The organism is Lysinibacillus sp. FSL L8-0126, assembly GCF_038630385.1.
Lineage (GTDB): Bacteria > Bacillota > Bacilli > Bacillales_A > Planococcaceae > Lysinibacillus > Lysinibacillus fusiformis_D.
On the sequence record NZ_CP152028.1, the window covers coordinates 369596 to 394832 of the forward strand.

Annotated in this window: 27 protein-coding genes; all 27 read right to left on the reverse strand. The window is 38.0% G+C overall.

All coding sequences use genetic code 11. From position 1 onward, the window contains the following. Positions 1 to 8: 8 nt before the first annotated feature. Complete coding sequence (locus MHI34_RS01825; protein ID WP_004269288.1) at positions 9 to 371, reverse strand: response regulator; 363 nt, start codon at positions 369 to 371, stop codon at positions 9 to 11. Between the two features lie 21 nt (positions 372 to 392). Then, positions 393 to 1616 (reverse strand): flagellar motor switch phosphatase FliY, encoded by a 1224-nt coding sequence (gene fliY / locus MHI34_RS01830; RefSeq protein ID WP_058843505.1) that lies wholly within the window; start codon positions 1614 to 1616, stop codon positions 393 to 395. Then, positions 1609 to 2604: a flagellar motor switch protein FliM gene (gene fliM, locus MHI34_RS01835; RefSeq protein WP_342504061.1), complete on the reverse strand. Its 996-nt coding sequence runs from the start codon at positions 2602 to 2604 to the stop codon at positions 1609 to 1611. Before fliM ends, fliY begins: the two co-directional genes overlap by 8 nt. Before the next feature lie 31 nt (positions 2605 to 2635). Beyond that, positions 2636 to 3064 (reverse strand): flagellar basal body-associated protein FliL, encoded by a 429-nt coding sequence (gene fliL / locus MHI34_RS01840; protein ID WP_036124726.1) that lies wholly within the window; start codon positions 3062 to 3064, stop codon positions 2636 to 2638. Then, positions 3054 to 3275, reverse strand: coding sequence for a flagellar FlbD family protein (locus MHI34_RS01845; RefSeq protein WP_036124831.1), 222 nt, complete (start codon positions 3273 to 3275; stop codon positions 3054 to 3056). Before MHI34_RS01845 ends, fliL begins: the two co-directional genes overlap by 11 nt. 101 nt (positions 3276 to 3376) lie before the next feature. Next, positions 3377 to 4345: a flagellar basal body rod protein FlgG gene (flgG, locus tag MHI34_RS01850; RefSeq protein WP_036124729.1), complete on the reverse strand. Its 969-nt coding sequence runs from the start codon at positions 4343 to 4345 to the stop codon at positions 3377 to 3379. A gap of 86 nt (positions 4346 to 4431) precedes the next feature. Then, positions 4432 to 4800: a TIGR02530 family flagellar biosynthesis protein gene (locus tag MHI34_RS01855; RefSeq protein WP_058843517.1), complete on the reverse strand. Its 369-nt coding sequence runs from the start codon at positions 4798 to 4800 to the stop codon at positions 4432 to 4434. 15 nt (positions 4801 to 4815) lie between these two features. After that, positions 4816 to 5505 (reverse strand): flagellar hook assembly protein FlgD, encoded by a 690-nt coding sequence (gene flgD / locus MHI34_RS01860; RefSeq protein WP_036124730.1) that lies wholly within the window; start codon positions 5503 to 5505, stop codon positions 4816 to 4818. A gap of 2 nt (positions 5506 to 5507) precedes the next feature. Beyond that, positions 5508 to 6773, reverse strand: a complete 1266-nt coding sequence (locus tag MHI34_RS01865; protein ID WP_342504062.1) for a flagellar hook-length control protein FliK — start codon at positions 6771 to 6773, stop codon at positions 5508 to 5510. Positions 6774 to 6799: 26 nt separating this feature from the next. Continuing rightward, positions 6800 to 7408, reverse strand: a complete 609-nt coding sequence (locus tag MHI34_RS01870) for a hypothetical protein (RefSeq protein WP_036124734.1) — start codon at positions 7406 to 7408, stop codon at positions 6800 to 6802. A 4-nt stretch (positions 7409 to 7412) separates the two neighbouring features. After that, the gene (gene fliJ, locus MHI34_RS01875) at positions 7413 to 7862 is read right to left on the reverse strand and encodes a flagellar export protein FliJ (protein ID WP_036124736.1); all 450 of its coding nucleotides are present in this window, start codon (positions 7860 to 7862) and stop codon (positions 7413 to 7415) included. Next, entirely contained in the window at positions 7863 to 9188 is a 1326-nt protein-coding gene (fliI, locus tag MHI34_RS01880; RefSeq protein WP_036124834.1) for a flagellar protein export ATPase FliI, read from the reverse strand. It lies immediately after the preceding gene. A gap of 5 nt (positions 9189 to 9193) precedes the next feature. Continuing rightward, the gene (gene fliH / locus MHI34_RS01885; RefSeq protein WP_036124738.1) at positions 9194 to 9982 is read right to left on the reverse strand and encodes a flagellar assembly protein FliH; all 789 of its coding nucleotides are present in this window, start codon (positions 9980 to 9982) and stop codon (positions 9194 to 9196) included. Then, the gene (gene fliG, locus MHI34_RS01890) at positions 9975 to 10988 is read right to left on the reverse strand and encodes a flagellar motor switch protein FliG (RefSeq protein WP_036124740.1); all 1014 of its coding nucleotides are present in this window, start codon (positions 10986 to 10988) and stop codon (positions 9975 to 9977) included. Before fliG ends, fliH begins: the two co-directional genes overlap by 8 nt. Positions 10989 to 11003: 15 nt before the next feature. Further along, positions 11004 to 12596 carry a flagellar basal-body MS-ring/collar protein FliF gene (fliF, locus tag MHI34_RS01895; protein WP_036124742.1) on the reverse strand — a complete coding sequence of 531 codons (1593 nt, stop codon included), beginning with the start codon at positions 12594 to 12596 and terminating at the stop codon, positions 11004 to 11006. Between the two features lie 120 nt (positions 12597 to 12716). Next, complete coding sequence (fliE, locus tag MHI34_RS01900; protein WP_036124744.1) at positions 12717 to 13022, reverse strand: flagellar hook-basal body complex protein FliE; 306 nt, start codon at positions 13020 to 13022, stop codon at positions 12717 to 12719. Between the two features lie 23 nt (positions 13023 to 13045). Next, positions 13046 to 13507: a flagellar basal body rod protein FlgC gene (flgC, locus tag MHI34_RS01905; RefSeq protein ID WP_036124747.1), complete on the reverse strand. Its 462-nt coding sequence runs from the start codon at positions 13505 to 13507 to the stop codon at positions 13046 to 13048. A gap of 3 nt (positions 13508 to 13510) precedes the next feature. Next, positions 13511 to 13903, reverse strand: coding sequence for a flagellar basal body rod protein FlgB (gene flgB, locus MHI34_RS01910; RefSeq protein WP_036124750.1), 393 nt, complete (start codon positions 13901 to 13903; stop codon positions 13511 to 13513). A gap of 592 nt (positions 13904 to 14495) precedes the next feature. Next, positions 14496 to 15275 carry a GTP-sensing pleiotropic transcriptional regulator CodY gene (codY, locus tag MHI34_RS01915; protein WP_004229266.1) on the reverse strand — a complete coding sequence of 260 codons (780 nt, stop codon included), beginning with the start codon at positions 15273 to 15275 and terminating at the stop codon, positions 14496 to 14498. Between the two features lie 87 nt (positions 15276 to 15362). Beyond that, positions 15363 to 16763: an ATP-dependent protease ATPase subunit HslU gene (hslU, locus tag MHI34_RS01920; protein WP_036124752.1), complete on the reverse strand. Its 1401-nt coding sequence runs from the start codon at positions 16761 to 16763 to the stop codon at positions 15363 to 15365. Further along, positions 16763 to 17308, reverse strand: coding sequence for an ATP-dependent protease subunit HslV (hslV, locus tag MHI34_RS01925; RefSeq protein WP_036124754.1), 546 nt, complete (start codon positions 17306 to 17308; stop codon positions 16763 to 16765). The genes hslU and hslV overlap by 1 nt, the downstream gene beginning before the upstream one ends. Positions 17309 to 17329: 21 nt before the next feature. Next, complete coding sequence (gene xerC, locus MHI34_RS01930) at positions 17330 to 18229, reverse strand: tyrosine recombinase XerC (protein WP_036124756.1); 900 nt, start codon at positions 18227 to 18229, stop codon at positions 17330 to 17332. A 287-nt stretch (positions 18230 to 18516) separates the two neighbouring features. Further along, positions 18517 to 19830: an FADH(2)-oxidizing methylenetetrahydrofolate--tRNA-(uracil(54)-C(5))-methyltransferase TrmFO gene (gene trmFO / locus MHI34_RS01935; protein ID WP_058843502.1), complete on the reverse strand. Its 1314-nt coding sequence runs from the start codon at positions 19828 to 19830 to the stop codon at positions 18517 to 18519. A gap of 19 nt (positions 19831 to 19849) precedes the next feature. Beyond that, positions 19850 to 21928, reverse strand: a complete 2079-nt coding sequence (topA, locus tag MHI34_RS01940) for a type I DNA topoisomerase (RefSeq protein WP_036124760.1) — start codon at positions 21926 to 21928, stop codon at positions 19850 to 19852. 92 nt (positions 21929 to 22020) lie between these two features. After that, positions 22021 to 22917, reverse strand: a complete 897-nt coding sequence (gene dprA, locus MHI34_RS01945) for a DNA-processing protein DprA (RefSeq protein ID WP_036124762.1) — start codon at positions 22915 to 22917, stop codon at positions 22021 to 22023. Positions 22918 to 23110: 193 nt separating this feature from the next. Next, positions 23111 to 24013, reverse strand: a complete 903-nt coding sequence (sucD, locus tag MHI34_RS01950; protein WP_054610302.1) for a succinate--CoA ligase subunit alpha — start codon at positions 24011 to 24013, stop codon at positions 23111 to 23113. A gap of 19 nt (positions 24014 to 24032) precedes the next feature. Then, entirely contained in the window at positions 24033 to 25193 is a 1161-nt protein-coding gene (sucC, locus tag MHI34_RS01955) for an ADP-forming succinate--CoA ligase subunit beta (RefSeq protein WP_036124767.1), read from the reverse strand. Positions 25194 to 25237: the final 44 nt, after the last annotated feature.

Consider the following 25237-nt stretch of genomic DNA (forward strand, 5'->3'; position numbering starts at 1 on the left):
TCATACAATCATCCCAGTGCTTTTTGAATCGCTTCAATTACACGATCTGCTTGGAAAGGCTTCACGATAAAGTCTTTCGCGCCAGCTTGAATTGCATCGATTACCATTGCTTGTTGTCCCATGGCTGAACACATAATTACAGTTGCACTTGGATCTGTTCCCTTAATCGCTTTAAGAGCCGCAATACCGTCCATCTCAGGCATTGTGATATCCATTGTTACTAAATCGGGTTTTAATTCATTGTACTTTTCAACAGCCTGTAAGCCATCTGCTGCCTCTCCAACAACTTCAAATCCATTTTTTGATAAAATATCCTTGATCATCATGCGCATAAATGCAGCGTCGTCTACAATTAAAATTCTTTTAGACATGGTTAACTCCTCCAATTGAAACTATCTTAAATTATTTAAACGCTCTGCTTGACTTAAAACATCTGTAATACGGACACCAAAGTTTTCATCAATAACAACGACTTCACCTTTAGCGATTAAACGACTATTGACTAAAATATCAACAGGCTCCCCCGCTAATTTGTCTAGCTCAATAATTGAACCACTCGATAGTTCTAAAATCTCTTTAACAGAACGTTTCGTACGTCCTAACTCTACAGTAACTTGCAATGGAATATCAAGTAGCATATTTAAATTTCTAGCTTCAGATTGAGAGATTACATTTGGATCAAAGCTAGCAAACTGTGCTTGTTGCACATTCACAGGTTGTGCAGGTCTTGCTGGTTGCGTAAACTGTGGTTGCTCTTGATAAATAGGTTGCTGCGTTGGTGCTGTCTGCTGTTGATATACTGGTTGTGCAGGTGGTGGTGTTACAGGTGCTTGTTGTTGAACTGGTGGCGCTGCAATTGATGGTGCCTCAGGGGCAATCGTTGCAGCTACTGGTTCTTCAATAGACTCTGTTTCACCTAAAAGAGATTTTACAATGTTTTGACTAAATTTAAGCGGTAATAATTGCATTAAATTTGAATCAATTAAATTACCAATGCGTAGTCTAAAGGATACTTTAACTAATAAATCGTCTTCTGGAATATTGTCACGGCCTTCATCCTGTGAAATATTCATTAAATCAATAGTCGGTGGAGAAATATCCACTTTTTTATTAAATACAGTCGACATCGATGTTGCCGCTGAACCCATCATTTGGTTCATAGCCTCTTGAACAGCACTTAGTTGAATTTCACCTAAGTCTGGCTTCGGATTTAAACCATCGCCACCTAACATTAAATCGGCAATAATGGCTGCATCCGATTGTTTAATAACAAGTAAATTCATACCTGTTAAACCAATCGTATATTCCACTTGTACAGCCACATAAGGATGAGGAAACTCCTCTTCTAATTTATTACGGTTTATCATGGAAATACTTGGGGTAGTAATATCTACTTTTTGACCTAATAACGCAGAAAGTGCTGTAGCAGAACTTCCGAAAGAAATGTTACCTACCTCACCTAATGCATCTTGTGCAAACGAATCAAGGTAATCCTCAACTCTTAAATCATTAGTCTCATCATTTGAAGAAGCTGCAGTGTCGCTGTTTTTATCTTCCAACGTCTCGCCCCTTAATAACGCTTCAATTTCTTCTTGGGAGAGCATTTCATCACTCATCTTCGTCTCCTCCTTTCAAAGGGTCGATAATCTGGATTGCTAATTTTTTGCCTTGCTTACCTGGTTGAACCATGAATTTTGGCAATGTTCCAACTTTCAGTATTAATGGATCTTCGATTTTTTGATCTAATTGTATAACATCACCAATTTGCATTGTAAGGAAATCCTCAATGGTAATGTCCGACAGACCCAGTTCAACTGAAAGTGGTAATTGTGCTTGTTTCACACGTGTTTCCAGCATTTTTGTTTGCTCTGGAGACATCTCTTTTGTATTTGTCTGCATCCAGTAGCGAACAGATAGATTTGGAACAATAGGCTCCAACACAACATGCGGGATACAGATGTTAATCATACCGCTTGTCTCACCAATAATCGTATTTAACGAAATTACGACCACTGTTTCATTTGGTGAGATCATTTGTAAAAATTGTGGATTTACTTCAAGCTCCACTAATATTGGATCAATTTCTGCAACATTTTCCCATGCCTCGCGTAAATTGTCGAATGAGCGTTCAAAAAGGTTTGTCATAATCTTTGTTTCAATTTCTGTTAAGTTATCTACATTACTATGACTTGCCCCACTACCGCCCATTAGACGATCTAACATGGAATAGGCAATGTTCGGATTTATTTCCATCAATATATTACCATCTAATGGTGGCACTTCAAACACATTAATGAGTGTCATATTCGGAATCGAACGTACAAACTCTTCAAATGGTATTTGGTCTACCGATGCAACCGTAATCTGTACATAGCTTCTAAGCTGTGCAGAAAAGAAGGTTGTCAATAGTCGTGCAAAGTTTTCGTGTATTCGGGTCAAACTTCGGATTTGATCTTTTGAGAATCGAAGTGCTCGTTTAAAGTCATAAACTTTAACCTTGCGTCCCTCGTCCTCCTTTTTTATATCGTCAGCTGACATTTCCCCAGTTGATATAGCGGAAAGCAGCGCATCTATCTCGGATTGAGATAACACATCTCCTGCCATTTGCCCACCTCCATTTCAAGCAGTTTCTGTTTTATTGAGTGATGAAGGAGGTAAAATATACTTCCTGAACTTCTCCCTCTTGCATCAATTCATTTAACCTTGTTTTTAATGATTTTTGGAAAATTTGTTTCCCTTGCTTACCCTCTAAATCCTTTTGCTCCATTTCAGAAAGCTCTTGAATGGCAATATTTTGCACTTGGAAAACACGCTTTGTTAATTCTGTAGCAGCATCTTTACTTGTCGTTTGAATTTTTAATGACAAGCGTACAACTCTGTTATCTGCAAGATTCGTCGTGATTTCAGGTACCTCCACAGAGGATTCTACAATCTCATCAATGGATGGCTCAACAGCTCCTGTTGGCTTATTAAATTGTGTAAGCAATACAAATAAAATAACGCCAATCAGTATGACTGCTACTAGCAAAATAATAATCATTGTTAACATTTTATTATTCTTCATCTTTTTCACCTCGTAGATGCGGGTTGGATAAAATTTGTATATTATTATAAAAGGCAGTTACCTTTTGTCGCACCTCATCTTCACTCTCTAAAACAATTACTTTTGTTCCAGTTGTTAAAGTAATAGTCGTATCTGGAAACGATTCGACTGTTTCTATGTATAAAGCATTTAATGTAAATGCTTTGCCATTAAGACGTGTTAGTTCGATCATTGAAATAGGGCCGGGTCTAGCGTGAGAGCCGGCCCGACCCTCCCTCATATGAAAATATGTTTTATCAAACACCTGTTATGAATTAAAGAACTATATAATCATTATCGTTTTAAGTTTACTAGCTCTTGTAACACTTCATCTGATGTTGTAATAATACGAGTATTCGCTTGGAAACCTCGTTGAGCCACAATCATCTCTGTAAATTCTTCCGATAAGTCTACATTGGACATTTCTACTGTGCCAGGTACTACTTTACCCATCCCTGCAACAGTGGCTACTTGTGCATAGGCAGCACCAGAGTTTGCTGTTTGTTGGTAATAGTTTCCTCCAACCTTAGAAAGACCACCCGCATTTGGGAATTTAGCCATAATTAGCTGTCCTGCCCATTTGCGATCACCGTTTAGGTCCACATATTCAATCGTACCATTAGCTCCGATGCTAATTTCTTTAGCAGTCGTTGGGATACGGATTGGCCCTACCTCACCATCGTCTGGGTCTAGTACACCATCATCATCAAATAAGTTAGCACCTTCATCTCCAGAAGCGACTGGTGCTTCATCTGGATTGATACCATCGTCATCAGTTTCCATAACAATTTCTTCTCCAGCAGATACTCCTACTAGATATTTACCATCAGCATTTACTATATAGCCATTGCTATCCATATAGAAAACACCATTACGAGTAAATAGGGTATTATTGAAACCTTCTTCGCCAATAAAACCACTATCTGGGTCTGGAGCTCCATTTGCGTCAGCTACCATGAAGAAGCCATCTCCTTCAATCCCTAAGTCAAGTCCACGCCCAGTACCTTGTAATGAGCCGCCACCATGTATTGTATCAATAGCAGCTAATTGAGAACCCAAACCAACTTGTTGTGGGTTAACACCACCTCGTGTAGCTGTTGCTGCAGATGCACCAGCTTGTGTTTGAGACATTAAATCTTTAAAAAGAACACGCCCCTTTTTAAAGCCAACAGTATTAACATTTGCGATGTTATTACCAATAACATCTAGCTTCGTTTGGAAGTTTTTAAGACCTGAAATACCTGAATACATAGAACGTAACATAAGTTTTCGTTCTCCCTTCGTTTTTTATAGGTGTGCCTCTATCAATCAGCATCACCAAGGCTTCCTTACATAAGAAGGTCCAGCCTTTACAGCACAATCGTGCCATCAATATTTGTAAATAACTGTTGTTTTGCCTCCGTGCGATCCATTGCTGTAATGACAGTAGCATTTTTAGCACTGACAATTAAAGCTGCTTGATCCATCAAGACTAATGGTTGTTTGACACCTTTTGAGTGTGCTTCAAATACCTTATCCGATACTACCTGCCATTCTTGTTCAGAGATGTCAATTTTACGTTCAATGATCCGTTCATGCGCATGTTTGCTCACCTTTAGTTCTTGCTTTGCAGCCTCCTGTAAATGAGCTTTAAAGGATTGCTGCGATTGAATTGGCTTAGGTTGTATTGTGCGAATAGATGGATGCAAGGGTACACGATGAATTGAAAATTTATCCATCATTCTTCTCCACCTTTATTCGCTAATTACTGTAAAATCTTTATCTGTTAGTTTTTTATCATTATCTAATACGTAATAGATAACGCCATCTTTATTTGAAACAGAGACAATTCGACCTTGTAATTCTTGGTCGCCATCTTTATACGTAACATTTTTACCAATCAGTTTACTTGCCTGTACAAGCGGAGATTCTGGTACAGTATTACCGCCATCTGTATTTGTTCCAGAGCCACCTAGTATTCCTGAAATATTACCAGGCGTTATTTCTTTTCCATCTGTTAATTTGAATACAACACTACCATCTACAAATTTCAAGGATTCAATTACACCTGTTCCTTCATTTACAACAGGATCCCCTTTTTCATCTGTTTTATCTGTAATTTCATGCCATTTCACTTCTTTACCAACAAAGGATGCATAATTCATCATCTGTGTTTGTTGCTGTGATGCCAATAATGACTCCATTGTCTTTGTCATGTTTTGCATTTGTTCTAAAGAAGAAAACTGTGCCATTTGAGAAATGAATTCTCGGTCATCCATAGGATTTGTAGGGTCCTGATGCTGTAATTGTGTAATTAAAAGTTGTAGAAAGGCGTCTTTGCCAAGCTCACTATTACCTGTTTGTTTCGTTGGTTTTTTATAATTCGAGTAATACAAATCATCCGTTATGGATGTATTGCTTACATTTTTTGTTGCATCTGCCATTATTACACCTCCTCATTGATTAAATAGTCATCAAAGGATAGTCCTTCATCTTCATCTTCATTTTTATGTTCTTGCTCTTCATCCTGTTGCTGCTTAAAGAAATTATTGAAGAAGCTTTGATCGCGTTGCTGGCGATCTGCATCTTGTAGTGATTGTGCTATATCAAGACGATCTACTTGAATGTTTTGTTGAACAAAAGCTTGTTTTAGCTGATGTGCTTGACTATCAAGTAATTCACGTCCATGAGCTGTAGAAGCTAGTAAACGAGCTGTCAGTACGCCATCATTTTGTACAAGTTCAATACGAACTGTCCCAAGATTTTCTGGGTACAATTTAATCGTTAAACGTGTGATCCCTTGTGCATTTGAAATTTGTGCTCTATTCATAATAGCCTGCATTTCTTTTAACAAAGCCTCAGACTGCGCAGGTTTGGCAGTTGGTAATGTGACATGGAATGTATCCGGTTTTGTTTGAACTGTTTGCGGTGTAACCATGTCATTTGTGCTTGTCTCACTCTGCTTCGTCACTTGTACTTGCTGAACTACTTGCTGAAAGCCTTGTAATGGCAATGCTCCAGTTGTTTTGGTTGTTGTTAGTTGTGTAGTTTCTACTTGCGTTTGTAATGCTGTTAATAGACTCTTAACCGTTGTTAATAAGTTTTCTTGTGAAGTTGTTAAGTCCGTTTTCTGTCCGACTAATTGTGCTAGCTTCAATACTTGAAGCAGTTGTGTAGCGTCTTTTGGTGTTACTTGTCCTTCACCTTGTAAAGCAGGTCCTATTTGCGCCTGCAGTATCGGCGCTTGGGCATCTACTAGTGATAGTAGCTCCCAAACATCACTAGCTTCCTTCTCTTCTCCTAGCAGCTGTTGGACTATTTTTTGAAGTTGCTCTTCATCAATACCTAATGCATTTAGTATATTTTCTAAATTAAGCATTTCATCCATTGCCACTGCTTTATTGTCTTCGCCAAGCTGAAGCATTAATAACCCATCATCATGAGGGATTCCTAGTAAATCTAGTAATTCCTCCATTGAATCAGCATTTAAAACCGCTTGTAAATCGGCTAGCTCCTTTGTTGCAGTTGACTGCGAAGATTGGTTTGTTTGCGTTGAAGACGACATCATTTTACTAAAAACAGACCCGAAATTCGATACATTTTCTTTATTCGGAGTTCCATTGACCTTACCTTCAGGACTATTAACGGTTGAAGATTTTGCTGCTTTATTAGGTACAGACTTAGTGATCATTTGCATCATTGCTACATCCATTGTTCTTTCACCTCCTTTCATTTATCTTATTGTTTAGCCATTAACTCCGTATATTTTGCTGCATCTTTGGCATCCATTTTCTCTAATATGGCTGCTAACTTATCAGGCTTTAAATTCGTTAAAATTCGTAGCGCCTCCGCATCACTCATATTGATTAATACTGGTGCTGCAGCTTTCGGAGACATCTTATCGAACGTTGATAAGATATCATTAAAGTCACGCTTTACATCATCTTGTTGTCGATTCAATTTTTCAATTTCAAATTGCAACTGTTCTTTTTCTATCACTAACTTCTCTTTTTCAGTTGTTGTTGTATCAAGCTTTTTTTGTAGCTGTGTAATTTCAGCTTCTTTTTCTTGTATCTCTGCCTGTAAATTAACTAATTTAGAGTCGTTATTAATGGCAGCATCTTTAGCTTGTTGCTCTTCTGATGGGACAAAGGGTAAACTTCCTATTGCCTTTTTCCCTAAATCAAAGACATTCGTATTCATTAACGTTGCCACAACAAGTAAAACCGCTACTACAAACATAATCGGTAGTACAATCCAAGTAAAAAACTTTAGAAAGCCCCCTGTTTTTTTCTTTGACTGCACTTCTACTAACTCCGCTGTCAATCGATTGTCTTTTTTTGCCATGAAATCACCTGATTTCTCTCTTGTTATACGTTTGTAATGAAATTTCATCTAGAAAAAGGCTTTCTATACGATCTTGCTCTTGCTGGAATAGCTTCAAATCTTTTTCTCTCATTTTTTCAAATTTACGTACTTCCAAGTTTTTTTCTAATAATTTTTCCTCGTGCCAATTCATCTTCGCACGAGCTTGTATCACTTTCTGTTGTACATCTGCAATTGTTTTCTCAAGACTATCTATAAAACGACTATAATGATGAATTTCGTCAATAGATGAGCCAATCGTTAAACGCTCCTGCTGAAATGCGATTAAGTCTTCTTTCTTTTTAAGTAATTCATATAATCTTGTTGCTATTTCTTCAAAAGAACGGACAGATTCTTTATAAGCCATTTCGGTTTCGTTTTTTTCTTGCTCACGAATTGTTAACACTTTTTCAAAACGATACACATAACTGACCATCTATTTCGCACCACCGTTCGATAATGTTATTAACTCATTGACACTTTCTTCTAATGTTACTTTGTCTAAATAGCCTTGTTTAAGATAATGCGTAATGAGCGGTTCATAATGAATGGCCTCATCAATCTCTTTAGAAGTTCCTCTTTTGTAAGCTCCAATATTGATCAAATCCTCAGATTTGTCATATGTATAGTAGAGTTCCCTTAATCGTTCAGCAGCTTTTTTATGCGCTGGCTCTGCAACATGATTCATCAAACGGCTTACGCTTTTTAAAACATTGATGGCTGGATATTGACCTTTATTGGCTAGATTTCGATCCAATACAATATGGCCATCTAATATCCCTCGCACAGTATCAGCTATTGGTTCATTCATATCATCACCATCAACTAAAACGGTATAGAATGCTGTGATTGAGCCCTTTTCATTAGTACCAGTACGTTCTAATAATTTAGGTAATATCGCAAATACAGAAGGCGTATACCCTTTTTGTGCCGGTGGTTCTCCCGTGGCAAGTCCAATTTCACGTTGTGCCATGGCTACACGTGTAACGGAGTCCATCATCAGCATGACATTTAAGCCTCGATTTCTAAAATATTCGGCAATCGCTGTCGCTGTAAAAGCGCCTTTAATCCGCATTAATGCTGGTTGATCTGATGTGGCTGCAACAACAATGGAGCGACTTAAACCTTCTGCGCCTAAATCACGTTCGATAAATTCACGAACCTCACGACCACGTTCTCCTATGAGCGCAATGACATTTAAATCTGCTTGCGTGTTTCTAGCAATCATACCTAGTAACGTACTTTTTCCGACCCCAGAACCAGCGAAAATACCAACACGTTGACCATTACCAACTGTTAGCATGCCATCAATCGCCTTCACCCCTACTTCGAGTCTTTCGTCAATTGGTGGACGAGTCAGTGGGTTCGGTGGATCTTGCTCAGTAGGGACGGTCATTAACCCTTTCGGTAATAAGGTGCCATCGATTGGATTCCCCATAGAATCCAATACTTTTCCTATTAACTCAGGGCCCACTTTTACTTCTAGAGGGGCACCAGTCCCTTCAACAAGACAGCCAATAGATATTTCACGTAAAGAGGTGAATGGCATTAAGACAACTATCTCATCTTTAAAACCAACAACCTCTGCTAAAATGATTTGGTGACCATTGTTTACAGTTTCCACATGAATTTTACAGACATCACCTATGGAACTATCTGGACCTTGCGACTCAATCATCAAGCCGACAACTCTAGTTACTCTACCAAACTTTTTAAAAGTAGGTATATGAGGAATATGTTCGATTAATTGAGCCGTTTTCATCAAGATCATTCCTTACTCTCTAATATTTCATGTAGCTTTAATCTAAGCTCATTCAATTGCTCATCAATACTAACCATAATGCGACCATGATTTGTTTCAATATAGCAATCTGTTTCATTGTCTAAATCTTCATTCACAAAAATCATAAATGGTACATCCATCGGGAACATTTCTGCTAATTCATCTCGATTAGTGGTAATTAAAGCGTAGTATGTTGGGGAAACATAAATTTTAATTTCTTTCATTTCCCTTGCTTCTTTCAACCCTCGACGCACAATTGACACAAACAGTTCGTTATCTTGCTCTAGTGAGGTGCCAATAATTCGTTCTGCTGCAGTTAAGCCTAACTCTAAAATGACCGCTTCTTGATCTTCAATATATTTTTGTGCATTTTGTTTCGCTTGAATCATAACTTCATTCGCAGTTTGAAGTGACTGGGCCATTGCTTCAGAGGCTTTGTTCATACCATCTTCATAGCCTTGCCCAAACCCCTCATCATACGCCTCTTGCACTCGATTCGGTCTCTCTTCTTCCCAGCTTAACTTTAAGTGTTCAATTTCTTGGAAGTGTAATTGCTTTTCTTGTTCAAACATCTCACGTTCTGCTTGCAAAGTAGCTCTAGCTTCTGCAAGTAAACGATCTCGCTCTGCCATTATTTCATCCAATGTTAATTGATGCTGAGATGAGACTTCATGTTGGTCTACTTCAATCGGTTCAAACATATCTCGGATTTGGATTTCTTTAATACTATCGCTATCAGACTGGGTGTAAATAGAACGGATGATTCTAGACAATGACGTCATCTCCTCCACCGCGAGCAATAATAATCTCTCCAGCATCCTCTAGACGACGAATAACAGCAACAATTCGAGATTGCGCCTCCTCTACGTCACGTAATCGTACAGGTCCCATAATTTCCATTTCTTCTTTAAATGTATCAGCCATACGCTGTGACATATTGCGGAAAATAATATCTTTTACTTCTTCACTTGATACCTTCATTGAAAGCAGTAAGTCTTCGTTTTCACAGTCACGAATAACACGTTGAATGGAACGATTGTCGAGTGTAACGATATCTTCGAACACAAACATACGTTTTTTGATTTCCTCTGCAAGTTCTGGATCCTGTATTTCGAGTGCATCGAGAATTGTTTTTTCTGTTTGTCGATCTACGCCATTTAACACTTCTACGACAGCATCGATACCACCTGTTTCAGTGTAATCCTGTGTAACTGTTGACGATAATTTACGCTCTAATACAGATTCAATTTCACTAATTACTTCTGGAGAAGTCGATTCCATTACTGCTATACGTTTAGCAATATCCGCCTGTACTTCCTGTGGTAGTGAAGATAAAATAACACCCGCTTGCCCCGCCTCTAAATAAGAGAGAATCAGGGCAATTGTTTGTGGATGTTCATTTTGAATAAAGTTAAAAATTTGTGCTGGATCAGCTCTTCTAGCAAAATCAAACGGACGCACTTGTAGAGAAGATGTTAGACGATTAATAATCGTTTGCGCTTGTTCAACACCAAGCGCTTTTTCTAATACTGTTTTCGCGTAGCCAATACCACCTTGTGTGATATAGTCTTGCGCTAGTGCGATATTGTGAAATTCTTCAATAATCTCTTCTTTGACATTTGATTCTACTTTTTTAACACTTGAAATTTCTAATGTTAAACGTTCAATTTCTTCCTCTGTTAAGTGTTTATAGACAGAAGCTGAAACCTCAGGCCCTAATGAAATTAACAAGAGTGCGGCCTTTTGTTTTCCGGTTAATTCCTTATCTTTCTTGGACACAGCCGAACCTCCTAGTTAGTCTTCCGCAATCCAACTACGCAGTAACTTTGCAAAATCGTCTGGCTTTTCTTTAGCCATTTTTTCAAGCTGCTTACGACGCATTGTAGCTTCCGTTTCAATTTCTTCATTAATATCATCAATCATTAATTCTTCTTGTTCTTCTAGGATACTTAGCTCTTCTTCTTCCTGCGCACGCTTACGAGAACGGATAATAAAGAATGCTAGTAATAAAATAACAGCTAATAAGATACCGCCAATGACCCAAACCCACCATGGGATAACTGGTTTTTCATCAGCGACCTCTGTCGCCTTACCATATAAAGGTTGTACTGAAACAGCTACTTTCTCGTCAATTTGCTCTTGTGTAAGTTCTGCTGCCACATCTTTGGAAATTGTTGTACGAACTATTGTACTTAAAATTTTCTCGATATCTTCACGAACACCATCTGGTAATGACGCTGCATCTGTCGCTGTTGGTGGTTCAACAATGACTTGAATTCCAATATCTTGAACTTTATAAGGAGCTTCTTGGATATCTTTACGTATACGATTCACGTCATTATTGATCGTTTCCTCTGTACGTTCATAGTCACCATTCCCTGTTGCACCTTCGTTATACGTTGTGAAGTTATCTGTAGTTGTTTCAGCTTCAGGTGTTCCTGCAGCTGCTGCGCCTGTACCAGAATACTGCTCTGTAATTCGTTGAGCACTAATTGCGATACCTTCCATATTTTCTTCATCAACAGGTGTCACAAGGTTTTCTTCACGATTTTCTTTCTTGAAGTCAATATCCGTTGTAACAGAAACCATCACTTTATCTTGTCCCATCAACGTTCCTAGCATATTTTGCACTTGACGCTGTAGATCACGTTCTACTAATTTCTTCATTTGTAATTGACCTTCGGCTGTCGCTGTGGAAGTACCATCAGTAGTAGCAGCATTCAAATCAAAGTACTCTGAGAATTGATTAGAGATTACGATGTTTTCAGTTTTTAAATTGGGAATACTTTTTGACACCAAATTGTACATAGTAGTAATTTGCTGCTCTGTAAATTTATAGCCAGGGTCTGTATTTAAAACAATAGATGCCGTTGCCTCGCCTTGCACATCCGTTACGAATACCCCTTCTTCAGGAACTGTAATCATTACTTTGGCATCTTTTACACCCTCTAAATTTTTAAAAAGCTTAGCAATTTCAGTTTCAGTTGCTGCTTTTTTTAAGAGGTTAAATTCATTATCTGTCATACCAAATCCTGAACTATTAGCAAATGAGTAATCAATTGTACCTGTTTGCGGATAGCCCTCTGAAGCTAATTGTACTAACAAGGAGTCAACTTGCTCTTCTGGCACTAAAATAGATGTTCCACCTGGAGCAATTTCATAGTTCACACCTTGGGAATCTAGTGCTTCCTTTACTTGTCCAATTTCTCTTGTTGATAAATCTTTATAAAGTGGAACATATGTAGTTTTCGAAGCAAAAAACGTCACGATGGCTGCAAGTGCGATGACGCCTACCACGGAGCCAATCATAACTATTTTTTGCTTTTTACTTCGACTTGTCCAAAATTGACTGGTGTCGTTTTTTATTTTCGTCAATCGTTCATTCATTATGAATCCTCCGGTTATAGTGAATAACCTAGCCATCAATAATTTGCGAACATAATGAGTCCACTATAGTAGTGGTTATTAATCTAGTTTGAAAAGAGTTTCCTTATCTAGACAATAAAATTAAACACTCATTCGCATTATTTCTTGGTAAGCTTCAATCACCTTATTGCGAACTTCAATTGTTGCGTTTAATGTAATGCTCGCCTTTTGTGAAGCAATCATCACTTCATGCAACTCCACATCTTCACCTTTAATTAGCTTTTGAGTAAATTTATCAGAAGTTATTTGCTGATCATTTACTTTGGCTATTGCTTCTTTTAACGAGTTCGCGAAGCTTTGTTGCGCTTCATAAGGTGTTGTATTGAGTTTATTTGTTTCATTTACAACCTGAGTAGGTGTCATTAGCGAAACGGACGAAATAGTCATTATGTATCTTCCTTTCTACTTATTTATTTACCAATCTCTAAAGCCTTTGTTAGCATGGATTTATTTGCGTTAAATACAGTTATATTCGCCTCATAGGAACGTGTTGCTGACATTAAATCTACCATCTCTTTCAATGGATCCACATTTGGCATATTCACATAACCATCTGCATTTGCATCTGGATGAGTTGGGTCATAAACAAGTTTGAAAGGTGTTTCTTGATCTTCTGAAATTCGAGAAACTTTCACACCATTGCCAACACCACTTTTCGCATTTTTACCAAGGGCTACATTCAGAAATTTCGAGAATTGTCCTTCTTGTGCTGCGAACGTCACAGACTTACGTCGATACGGTTCCCATTCCCCATTCACTTGACGAGCACGAGTCGTATCCACATTTGCCATATTGGAAGAAATAACATCCATTCGTAATCGTTGCGCTGTTAAAGCAGAGGCAGTGGTATTCATCCCATGAAATATAGACATCTATTACTTACCTCCCTTTATAACGGTATTCAATGTGTTTAATTTTCCATTAACACGGTCAATTAAAGCATTGTAATAAATTTGATTCTCTGCTAATTTTGCCTGCTCAGCATCCATATCTACAGCATTGCCATTATTTCTATATCGCAAGTTCTCAACATTATTAACGCCAGGCGTAGATTGTCGAATTGTGAAATCATAATGTCTGCTGTCAGTACGATATGCGGAAATAGACATACTTTGCTGTTCTACCAACATATCCTTAAAACTAACATTTTTCGCCTTATAATTAGGCGTATCGACATTCGCAATATTGTTTGCGATTGTTTTATGATTCAAAGTTGCATAGGAAAGTCCGTTTTCCAGGCTACTAATAGTTCCACCAAATAAATTCAAAACTGTTCACCTCATTTTATTTCAATTTATGTACTTGTTAATTTATCCAATAATACAATTGTAATTAAGATGATACCTAGTGTCTATTGTCTTTTGTCACTTTTTAATAGTCTATCCGCCCTATTTTTTCTAATGTATAACCATGACAAAACTTCTGCATCCCTTATGTCTCTAAGGTTTATCAAAGGTTATTAGACATCTAGTTATTTTACACCATTTCGACAGTGTTTACGGTTTTTGTATTAAATATGCCTTTTTCTGAGCTTTATCGCCTTATAAATATTGACTAAATAAAGGTCCCATTTTACTAGTTCAATCAACACAAGCATATTTTGCCTATGAATGTGACACATATTTGAACAAGTTTTTCACCATTCTTCTAAAGTAACACACATTACATTTTTATATGCTAAAGGTAGTGACGATTTTTTGAACAGCATTAGGAAGAAAGAAATAAGAACCTACAATAATCAGCATTTTTGTACTTATGGCAAAAAAATAAGCACAAAAATCTTCTCCCTCACGGGCTAATACACAAAAAAAAGCGCCTAGTTTTACCCTAGACGCTTTCAGAATCTTCTTAAAGAAGTATTTATTTCATTTTAATTTCTGCTAAAGCATTTAAGAATTTATCGTTTAGCACTTTAATATAAGTACCTTTCATACCTAAAGAGCGAGATTCAATGACACCAGCAGATTCAAGTTTACGTAATGCGTTGACAATCACTGAACGCGTAATACCCACACGGTCAGCAATCTTAGAAGCAACTAGTAAGCCTTCATTGCCATCAAGTTCTTCGAAGATATGCTCAATTGCTTCTAACTCACTGTATGAAAGTGAATTAATAGCCATTTGTACGACAGCTTTGCTACGGGCTTCTTCTTCAATTTCTTCTGATTTTTCACGTAAAATTTCCATACCAACTACTGTCGCACCATACTCTGCTAAAATTAGATCATCATCTTCAAATTGTGAAGATAAACGAGCAAGGATTAATGTACCTAAACGTTCACCACCACCAACAATCGGTACAATTGTTGTTAAAGCGTTTTGGAATAAATCTTTGTTTTCAACTGGGAAAGCAGTATGTTCGTTGTTAATATCTAAATTTGATGATGTTTCAGAGATCGTAAACAAGCTATGTGTGTATTCTTCTGGGAACTGTCTCTCTTCGAACATTTTTTTCATACGCTCATTTTCAATTTGTTGGTGAATTGAAATACCTAATAATTTCCCTTTGCGACTTAAAATATAGACATTACTATCAATAATATCGCCTAATGTATCAGCCATTTCCTTAAAGTTTACTGGTTTACCAGCAGATGCTTGAAGCATCGAGTTAATTTTACGTGTTTTTTCTAATAAATTCATTATATGTTCCTCCTATAAATAATCCGAAGAGTATTTATTAAATATTCTAAAGGTTTTTATTATTGAATGATACTAATTAGCTTTTTCTTACAATATAAACTGTGACAAATCTTTGTTTTTTACTATACCCGCAAGTTTTTGATCTACATACGCAGCATTGATCGGGATACTTGCTGGTGCAATTTCAGAAGCTTCAAACGATAGTTCTTCAAGTAAACGTTCTAATATCGTGTGTAATCGACGAGCTCCGATATTGTCAGTTTCCTGATTAACCTCCGTAGCAATTTCAGCAATTCGTTCAATAGCATCTGTTGTGAAATGAATTTCCACGCCTTCCGTTTCTAACAATGCCTTATATTGCAAAATAAGTGATTGGTCTGGTTCTTGTAAAATACGTACAAAATCCTGTTTTGTTAATTTTTCAAGCTCTACACGAATTGGAAAGCGTCCTTGCAATTCAGGAATTAAATCTGACGGCTTCGACATATGGAATGCACCAGCAGCTACAAACAGCATATAATCCGTTTTCACCGCACCGTATTTCGTTGTAACAGTTGAACCTTCAACGATTGGTAAAATATCTCGTTGGACACCTTCACGTGAGACATTTGCTGAAGAATTGCCTTCTTTACTAGCAATTTTATCGATTTCATCAATAAAAATGATACCTGTTTGCTCAGCTCTAGTAATAGCCTCTTGTGCCACTTCATCTGCATCTATCAGCTTATTCGCTTCTTCAACTGTTAAAATACGACGGGCGTCCTTCACTTGTACACGACGTTTTTTCTGTTTCTTCGGCATCAAACTGGATAACATATCCTGCATGCCACTATTCGCAGACATATCCATTCCCGTTCCTTGTAACGCATCAAAAATAGATGGATTTTGTTCTGTTACCTCCACAGTAACCCACTCATTTTCTAATTTACCGTTACGTAAATCAATCGCAATTTGTGCACGCTTAGAGCGTACTTCAACCTCATCTGTTGAAGAATCATCAGTCGTTGGTTGCTCTTTACCACCAAATAGCATTTCAAACGGATTTTGCATCGCCTGTTTCTTACGTAAAGAAGGCACCAAAAGTTTCACAATCGCTTCATTTGCTAATTCTTCTGCTTGTTCCTTAACAGACTCCATCATTTCTTCCTTTACTAGACGATGTGAGGCTTCTACTAAGTCACGTACCATTGACTCAACATCACGCCCTACATAACCTACCTCAGTAAACTTTGTCGCTTCAACTTTCACAAAAGGAGCATTTGTAAGCTTAGCAATTCTTCTTGCAATTTCCGTTTTTCCGACACCTGTTGGTCCAATCATTAATATATTTTTAGGAATAACTTCATCCTTCATATCCTCATGTAACAACGAACGACGATAGCGATTACGTAACGCAATGGCTACAGCGCGCTTAGCTTCATTCTGCCCAACAATATAACGATCTAAATGCTCAGTAATTTGTCTTGGCGTTAAATTTTTTTGCGTCATTAGTTCAGCGCCTCCACGATAATATTATGATTCGTAAATACACAGATTTCAGCAGCTGTTTCTAATGCCGCCTCAGCAATTTCACGAGCAGTCATTGTTTCACCTGCATATTTTTTCAATGCTCTACCTGCAGATAATGCATAATTTCCACCAGAACCAATAGCCAAAATGCCATCATCCGGTTCAATGACTTCCCCTGTACCTGAAACGAGTAGCAATGTCGTTTTATCCATTACTAATAACATCGCTTCTAACTGGCGAAGCATTTTATCACCGCGCCACTGCTTTGCTACTTCCACTGCTGCACGCTGTAAATTACCATTATACTCATTTAGTTTGCCTTCAAACATCTCAAAAAGTGTAAATGCATCAGCGACGGAACCTGCAAAACCTGCAAGGACCTGCCCATTAAACAGACGTCTGACCTTTTTTGCTGTTCCCTTCATCACAACTGCATTTCCCAATGTTACTTGACCATCACCAGCCATGGCACAGCCTCCGTTATGATGAACTGCAAATATCGTTGTCGCATGAATTTGTCCCATCTGCCTTCCTCCTTAGCTCTATTATGCCCTTGGATGGGCATTCATATATGTTTGACGAAGATGCTCTTTTGTTACATGTGTGTAAACTTGTGTAGAAGATAAATGTGAGTGACCTAATAACTCCTGCACTGTCCGCAAATCTGCGCCATTATTCAATAAATGTGTGGCAAAAGTATGGCGAAGCATGTGTGGGTAAATTTTCGTATGGAGTGAGGCCTTGTCAATCATTTCGTTTAAAATATGACGTACCCCTCGAGGAGTAAGTTCCCCACCACGCATATTGACAAACAACTGCTGGTGACTAGTTTTTTTCATCAATCGTGGACGAGCTTGCTCTATGTAGTCCTGCATTGCTAAACTCGCAAATTGACCAAATGGAATAATTCGTTCTTTTCGACCTTTTCCCATTACCCGTATAATCGAATAATGAAAATCTACATCCCCTACTTGGATTGAAGTCAGTTCACTTACACGAATACCTGTCGCATACAACAGCTCTAATATAGCTATATTTCTCAATGATTTCAAATCATCACCAGTATTCGCATCAAATAGCTGCTTCAATTCTTCTTCGTAGAAAAAATTGGGTAAACGTGATTCTTTTTTTGGATGATAAAGAGAACGAAATGCTCCGTCATCTAATCCGTACTGTCTATTTAGAAAGCGAAAAAAGGAGCGTATCGAGGAAATTTTCCTAGAAATAGAGGCCCTTGCTCTTTTCTCATCGTACAACTTTGTTACATAAAGACGTGCATGTATATATTCAACACTCGCTAAATCATCGATGCCCTCTCTTTGTAAAAAGGTTAAAAAATCTAGCAGGTCTGATTCATATTCTCGCACTGTATGAACAGAGAAGTTCTTTTCAACTTGGATGTAAAGCATGAACTGTTCGAGTGCATCTTGGGACGAAACTAACATGGAAAGATTCACCACCAATGATTTATTAATAATTTTCTCAAATGACTGACACTTGTAATATAACGGATAAATATTTCTTTGTCATCTCTTACAAGTTTGTATCGTTTTTCATTTCATTAATAAACATACATACTGACACTAAACCTATCTTCATAATATAGCAAGTGTAATTAGTTATAAATTGAGAAAATCTTCATACAAAATAATAAAATACGTCTAATTAAGCATTTTGTCTACAAAAAGAAAAAGCCTCTAAGAGTATATCAACTTTTAGAGGCTTTTTGCAATTAAATTGTTTGTGAATTCACAAAATTGCGAATTGAGCTTATTGCGCGTGTTGCATGCATTTCCGCACGTTCTGGTTTTGAACGACGACCAGGTGGTAATTCAGGGAATATACCGAAGTTAACGTTCATCGGCTGGAAGTTTTTCGACTGTGCTTCTGTTATATAACGCGCCATACTGCCTAATGCCGTTTCGAATGGGAAAATAATAGGCTCTTGTCCAAGTGCTAAACGAGCTGCATTAATTCCTGCAATTAATCCACTTCCTGCTGATTCAACATATCCTTCTACACCCGTCATTTGACCTGCAAAGAAAATATTCTTATGCTCACGAAGCTGATATGTTTTTTCTAAAACTTTTGGTGAATTAATGAATGTATTTCGGTGCATGACGCCATAACGTACAATTTCTACATTCTCTAACCCTGGAATTAGCTGTAGCACTTCCTTTTGTGGACCCCATTTTAAATGAGTTTGGAAGCCTACAATGTTGTAAAGGGTACCAGCAGCATCATCTTGACGAAGTTGCACAACCGCATACGGACGTTTTCCTGTTTTTGGATCTTCAAGACCAACTGGTTTCATCGGTCCAAATAACATGGTTTTCTCTCCGCGAGCTGCCATAACTTCAATCGGCATACAACCCTCAAAGTAAATTTCTTTTTCAAATTCCTTCAATGGCACAACTTCTGCTTCGATCAAGGCTTGACGGAAACGATCAAATTCTTCCTTTGTCATAGGACAGTTTAAATAAGCCGCTTCTCCTTTATCGTAACGAGATTTCAAATAAACTTTATCCATATCTATGCTATCTTTTTCGATAATAGGTGCTGCTGCATCGTAGAAGTATAAATAATCCAAGCCAGTTAAACCTTGAATTTTTTCAGCTAAAGCTTTTGATGTTAGTGGACCTGTAGCAATAACTGTTATACCCTCAGGAATCTCTGTGACTTCTTCATGAATGACCTCCACAAGTGGATGGTTTTTCACAGTCTCTGTCACATAGCCCGCAAATTCATGACGGTCTACCGCCAATGCACCTCCAGCTGGTACTGAACACTGATCTGCTGCCTTTAAGATAACCGAATCTAGCGTACGCATCTCTTCTTTAATAACGCCTACAGCATTTGTTAAACCATTTGCACGCAATGAGTTAGAACAAACAAGCTCTGCAAATTTATCAGTATGATGTGCCGGAGTTTGCTTTACTGGACGCATTTCATAAAGTCTTACTTTTACCCCACGCTTTGCAATTTGCCATGCAGCTTCACTACCAGCAAGACCTGCTCCTATTACATTTACTACTTGTTCAGTCATGTTTCTTACCATCTTCCTATCATTGAGTTGGTGCTTCTTCATAGTCACATTTCGTACATTGAATTTGCACACCTTTTTTTATCTTTTTCTCTACTAATAATGCATTACATTTTGGACATGGTCTACTAATTGGCTTGTCCCATGATACAAATTCACATTCTGGATACTGATTGCAACCATAGAATAGACGTTTTGTTTTACTTTTTCGCTCCACAATTTCGCCTGTTTCACAGGAAGGACATTTTACACCAATTGGTTTCATAATAGCTTTTGTATTTCTACAATCTGGGAAGTTTGAGCAAGCCATAAATTTACCATAGCGACCCAGTTTAAAGACCATAGGAGATCCACAAAGTTCGCAATCCTCTCCAGCAGGCTCATCTTTAATCACAACTTTTTCCATAGCTTCATCTGCATGTTTTACATGCACTTCAAAATCTGTATAAAACTCTTCCACAACACTTTTCCATTGACGGTTGCCTTCTTCAATATCATCTAAATCTTGTTCCATTTGTGCTGTAAATTCGATGTTTATGATATCTGGGAAAAATTCTAGTACGAGTTGATGTACAATTTCACCTAGCTCTGTTGGCATAAAGCGTTTAGCATCTAATACAACATAGCCACGGCGCTGAATTGTATCGAGGGTCGGTGCGTATGTGGATGGGCGCCCAATGCCTAGTTCTTCCATAGTTTTAACAAGTCGCGCCTCTGAATAACGTGGTGGTGGCTGTGTAAAATGTTGTTTAGGCTCAATTTCGAGCGATTTTACTTGATCACCAATTGCCATCTCAGGTAAAAGCTTTGTCGTCTCCTCTGTTTGATCGTCAGTACCTTCGATATATAGTTTCATAAAGCCTGCGAATTTAACTTGTGAGCCGTTTGCACGAAATAGTACATCACCATTTTGAAGATCTACAGCTACTGTATCAAGAACTGCTGGTGCCATTTGGCTCGCGATAAAGCGCTCCCAAATTAAACGATATAAACGTAACTGATCACGACTAAGAACTGCTTTTAATTCTTCTGGTGTTCTCATTGTACTCGTTGGACGGATCGCCTCATGAGCATCCTGTGCATTCGAAGCCTTCTTCGTTTGTTTTATATCTGTTGCAATAAATTCTTTGCCATATTTTCCTTCAATATAAGTAACCGCTTCTGCTTTTGCCGTATCTGAAATACGTGTGGAATCGGTACGCATATAGGTGATTAACCCGACTGTTCCCTCTTTTTTCCCAATATCAATACCTTCATATAATTGCTGAGCTAGCATCATCGTTTTCTTAGCTCGGAAATTTAATTTTCTTGCTGCCTCCTGCTGTAAGGAAGATGTTGTAAAGGCTGGTGCAGCATTACGCTTGCGTTCTTTTTTCGTAACATTGACAACATCAAAGTTTGTTCCTTTTACATCTTTTAATATTGCCTTTACTTGTGCCTCATTTGTTAATTTAATTTTTTCTTTACCATTTCCATAGTAAAGCGCATCAAATGTTTTTTTACCTTTTTCAAACGTTCCTTCAATTGTCCAATACTCTTCTGGTTTAAAGTTTTTAATTTCATTTTCACGATCAATGATCATACGTAGCGCTACAGATTGTACACGACCTGCAGATAAACCTTTTTTCACTTTTTTCCACAGTATCGGACTAATGTTATAGCCAACAAGTCGATCCAGAATACGTCTTGTTTGTTGTGCATCTACTAAATCCATATTGATTGGACGTGGGTTTTTAAAGGAATCTATTATCGCATCTTTGGTAATTTCGTTAAATACCACACGACAATCCGAGTGAATATCAATATTTAGCGCAGTCGCAAGGTGCCAAGCAATCGCTTCTCCCTCGCGGTCTGGATCGGCCGCTAGATATACTTTCTTCACTTTTTTAGCCGCAGATTTTAATTCCTGTAAAACAGGTCCTTTACCGCGTATCGTAATATACTTAGGTTCAAAGTTATTTTCTGCACTAACACCCATTTGGCTACGTGGAAGATCTCGTACGTGTCCAACCGACGCTTTTACTTTATATTTCTTTCCTAAATATCGTTCAATCGTTTTTGCTTTTGCTGGTGATTCTACAATCACTAAATAATCCGCCATCTATGTCTCCCCCTTAGCGAGGTCTATTACTAATTTTTTTAAGTTACCTGTTGCAAAATGTATAACAGATTTTAAGATAATGCAACTTTTTTTCAATTTTTGTTAGAAAAGAGCTCCAGTGTTTCAACGATTTGATGACCATTCATGACTGGAATTGCACCTTCTAAAAGTAATTGATTGGTCCCCTTAGATTGTGTCGCATCAATAGGTCCAGGCACCACAAATACATCTTTCCCCTGCTCTAATGCGAGCTCTGTCGTAATAAGCGTACCACTTTTTAGGGCAGCCTCTGTCACAACTAAAGCTCGGGATAAACCACTAATGATTCGGTTACGCATCGGGAAATGCCATTTTTCAGGCTTCATATGAGGGGGATATTCCGTTATTAATAGCTGGTGCTCTGCCATTTGTTTAGCAAGAATCTGATTTTCTGCTGGATAGAGATAATTAAAACCATGTCCAAGTACAGCAATTGTGTGACCACCCATATCAATTGTTGCTCTATGTGCCATTGTATCAGCACCTCTAGCAAGCCCACTAACGACCGTATAGCCACTTTGAACAAGAGGCGGTACTATGAGGTCCATTGCCCTCTTAGAATACGCTGTAGCCTTCCTAGAGCCTATAATAGCTATCTGTTTGTTATTTGTTAACAAAGAATACTGACCTTTCACATACAATACAGTAGGTGGATTGGATATTTCAAATAATTGCGCCGGGAAATATGGATGATAAAACGGTATGGGGAAAATATTGGCCTGTGCATACGCAGCACCAAAAGGTTTTATCATAATTTGTCGAAAACTTTGAGAGAGCTGATATGCTTTTTGTGCCGATATTTGTAGAATTTTCGCTATCTCATCATGATGAATGTCTTCAAAAGAGCTTAACATATTTACCGGGGACAATAATTGTTGAAGTTTCTGAAGAGGTAACGGGTATATATAATGCAAAGCTAGTAATCTCTGTGTATCTACTGCAAGGATCATTCAATAAACCTCCTTTATAATAGAAGAAATTAAATGACCGCATGATAATGCAACACAACTTTTCATCATTATTTATACATCTGCCATAAAATTGTCGTTTTTTTCATAAGTAAGTAGGAATTTGTTTCATGAAATATGATAGCAGCGTGTAAATAATGAAAAAGATGTAGCCGCAATAGCTACATCTTCCATTTTAATGGGTTTTACACTTTTCGTATAGCCCTTTTTCTTTAATTACTTTAATCAATGTTTCACCAATGACAGAAGGTGTTTCTGCAACTTCGATACCAGCAGCGTTCATTGCTTTAATTTTCTCAGCTGCTGTTCCTTTACCACCAGAAATGATCGCACCAGCGTGACCCATACGTTTTCCTGGAGGGGCAGTTTGTCCACCAATAAAGCCTACAACAGGTTTTGTCATATTTGCTTTAATCCATTCAGCTGCTTCTTCTTCAGCCGTACCGCCGATTTCACCAATCATAACTACTGCGTAAGTTTCTGGATCATTATTAAACGCTTCAAGAACATCAATGAAGTTTGTACCGTTGACAGGGTCTCCACCGATACCTACAGCTGTTGTTTGACCAATACCAGCTTGCGTTAATTGGTGTACTGCTTCATATGTTAATGTACCAGAACGAGAAACTACTCCTACATGGCCTTTTGTATGAATGTAACCTGGCATGATACCAATTTTACATTCATCAGCTGTAATAACACCTGGACAGTTTGGACCTACTAAGCGAGTCTTTTTACCTTCCATATAACGTTTAACTTTCACCATATCAAGGACAGGAATGTGCTCTGTGATACAGATCGTTAATTCTAATTCAGCATCAACAGCTTCTAAAATTGCATCTGCCGCAAATGGTGCAGGTACATAGATAACTGAAGTTGTAGCACCTGTTGCAGCTACAGCTTCTGCTACTGTATTGAAAACAGGAACTCCCTCGATCTCAAGTCCACCTTTACCTGGTGTTACACCTGCTACGATTTTTGTGCCATACTCAAGCATTTGCTTCGTATGGAAAAGAGCTGTTTCGCCCGTGATCCCTTGTACAATTACCTTCGTATCTTTGTTAATAAATACAGCCATTGTTCTCTCCCTGCCTTCCTTAGCCTACTAGTCCCACAATTTTTTGTGCACCGTCAGCCATTGAATCCGCTGCAACGATGTTTAAACCAGACGCATTTAAAATTTCTTTTCCAAGTTCTACATTTGTACCTTCTAAACGTACAACTAATGGCACAGCTAAACCGATTTCTTTAGCAGCCGTTACAACACCCTCAGCGATAATGTTACACTTCATAATTCCGCCAAAAATGTTTACGAAAATGCCTTTTACGTTTGAATCAGAAAGGATAATTTTGAAAGCCTCTGTTACTTTTTCAGCTGTTGCACCGCCCCCTACATCTAGGAAGTTAGCAGGGCTACCGCCATAATAGCTAATTGTATCCATAGTTGCCATAGCAAGACCAGCACCATTAACCATACAGCCAATGTTACCCTCTAATGAAATATAGCTTAAATCATATTTGGATGCTTCGATTTCTTTTGGATCTTCCTCGTCGAAATCGCGTAATTCGACAATATCCTTATGTCTATATAATGCATTGGCATCAAAATTGAATTTAGCATCTAATGCCACTACATCACCTTGTCCAGTTACTACAAGTGGATTAATTTCTACAATTGATGCATCTTTGTCGATAAATGCTTGATATAAGCCTAACATTAATTTAACAGCTTTCCCCACAAGGTTTGCTGGAATATTCATATTAAACGCCATACGACGTGCTTGGAAGCTTGTTAATCCAACTACAGGATCTACTACTTCTTTGAAGATTTTTTCCGGATTTGTTTCCGCAACTTCTTCAATATCCATACCGCCTTCTTCAGATCCCATCATCGTAACACGAGATGTGGCACGGTCTAATACTAGACTTAAATAGTATTCTTTTTGGATATCAGAACCCTCTTCAATATACAAACGTTTTACTTCTTTTCCTTCTGGACCTGTTTGATGAGTCACTAAAATTTTCCCTAATAACTCTTTTGCGTATGTGCGCACCTCGTCAAGATTTTTAGCGATTTTTACACCGCCTGCTTTACCGCGACCACCTGCATGAATTTGCGCCTTGACAACTGTTACGTTTGAGCCAAGTTCTTTCGCTACTTTTACTGCTTCATCAGGGGAAAAAGCAACTTTTCCGTTTGGTACTGCTACACCATATTTTCTCAGAATCTCTTTCCCTTGATATTCATGGATATTCATAATACATCCTCCCATCAAACATTTGCATAGAATTGTTTTACTAA

Bases quoted from the DNA above. Each gene is read 5' to 3' on its own strand.
- topA (WP_036124760.1), bottom strand. From the start codon at position 21,928: ATGGCGGATTATTTAGTGATTGTAGAATCACCAGCAAAAGCAAAAACG.
- fliF (WP_036124742.1), bottom strand. From the start codon at position 12,596: ATGAATGAACGATTGACGAAAATAAAAAACGACACCAGTCAATTTTGG.
- MHI34_RS01855 (WP_058843517.1), bottom strand. From the start codon at position 4,800: ATGGATAAATTTTCAATTCATCGTGTACCCTTGCATCCATCTATTCGC.
- dprA (WP_036124762.1), bottom strand. From the start codon at position 22,917: ATGATCCTTGCAGTAGATACACAGAGATTACTAGCTTTGCATTATATA.
- MHI34_RS01825 (WP_004269288.1), bottom strand. From the start codon at position 371: ATGTCTAAAAGAATTTTAATTGTAGACGACGCTGCATTTATGCGCATG.
- fliY (WP_058843505.1), bottom strand. From the start codon at position 1,616: ATGAGTGATGAAATGCTCTCCCAAGAAGAAATTGAAGCGTTATTAAGG.
- fliJ (WP_036124736.1), bottom strand. From the start codon at position 7,862: ATGGTCAGTTATGTGTATCGTTTTGAAAAAGTGTTAACAATTCGTGAG.
- MHI34_RS01870 (WP_036124734.1), bottom strand. From the start codon at position 7,408: ATGGCAAAAAAAGACAATCGATTGACAGCGGAGTTAGTAGAAGTGCAG.
- fliE (WP_036124744.1), bottom strand. From the start codon at position 13,022: ATGACTATTTCGTCCGTTTCGCTAATGACACCTACTCAGGTTGTAAAT.
- fliM (WP_342504061.1), bottom strand. From the start codon at position 2,604: ATGGCAGGAGATGTGTTATCTCAATCCGAGATAGATGCGCTGCTTTCC.
- trmFO (WP_058843502.1), bottom strand. From the start codon at position 19,830: ATGACTGAACAAGTAGTAAATGTAATAGGAGCAGGTCTTGCTGGTAGT.
- hslU (WP_036124752.1), bottom strand. From the start codon at position 16,763: ATGACGCAAAAAAATTTAACGCCAAGACAAATTACTGAGCATTTAGAT.
- fliL (WP_036124726.1), bottom strand. From the start codon at position 3,064: ATGAAGAATAATAAAATGTTAACAATGATTATTATTTTGCTAGTAGCA.
- codY (WP_004229266.1), bottom strand. From the start codon at position 15,275: ATGAATTTATTAGAAAAAACACGTAAAATTAACTCGATGCTTCAAGCA.
- flgD (WP_036124730.1), bottom strand. From the start codon at position 5,505: ATGGCAGATGCAACAAAAAATGTAAGCAATACATCCATAACGGATGAT.
- sucC (WP_036124767.1), bottom strand. From the start codon at position 25,193: ATGAATATCCATGAATATCAAGGGAAAGAGATTCTGAGAAAATATGGT.
- hslV (WP_036124754.1), bottom strand. From the start codon at position 17,308: ATGGGACAAATTCATGCGACAACGATATTTGCAGTTCATCATAACGGA.
- fliI (WP_036124834.1), bottom strand. From the start codon at position 9,188: ATGAAAACGGCTCAATTAATCGAACATATTCCTCATATACCTACTTTT.
- MHI34_RS01845 (WP_036124831.1), bottom strand. From the start codon at position 3,275: ATGATCGAACTAACACGTCTTAATGGCAAAGCATTTACATTAAATGCT.
- MHI34_RS01865 (WP_342504062.1), bottom strand. From the start codon at position 6,773: ATGGATGTAGCAATGATGCAAATGATCACTAAGTCTGTACCTAATAAA.
- sucD (WP_054610302.1), bottom strand. From the start codon at position 24,013: ATGGCTGTATTTATTAACAAAGATACGAAGGTAATTGTACAAGGGATC.
- flgC (WP_036124747.1), bottom strand. From the start codon at position 13,507: ATGTCTATATTTCATGGGATGAATACCACTGCCTCTGCTTTAACAGCG.
- xerC (WP_036124756.1), bottom strand. From the start codon at position 18,229: ATGTTAGTTTCGTCCCAAGATGCACTCGAACAGTTCATGCTTTACATC.
- flgG (WP_036124729.1), bottom strand. From the start codon at position 4,345: ATGTTACGTTCTATGTATTCAGGTATTTCAGGTCTTAAAAACTTCCAA.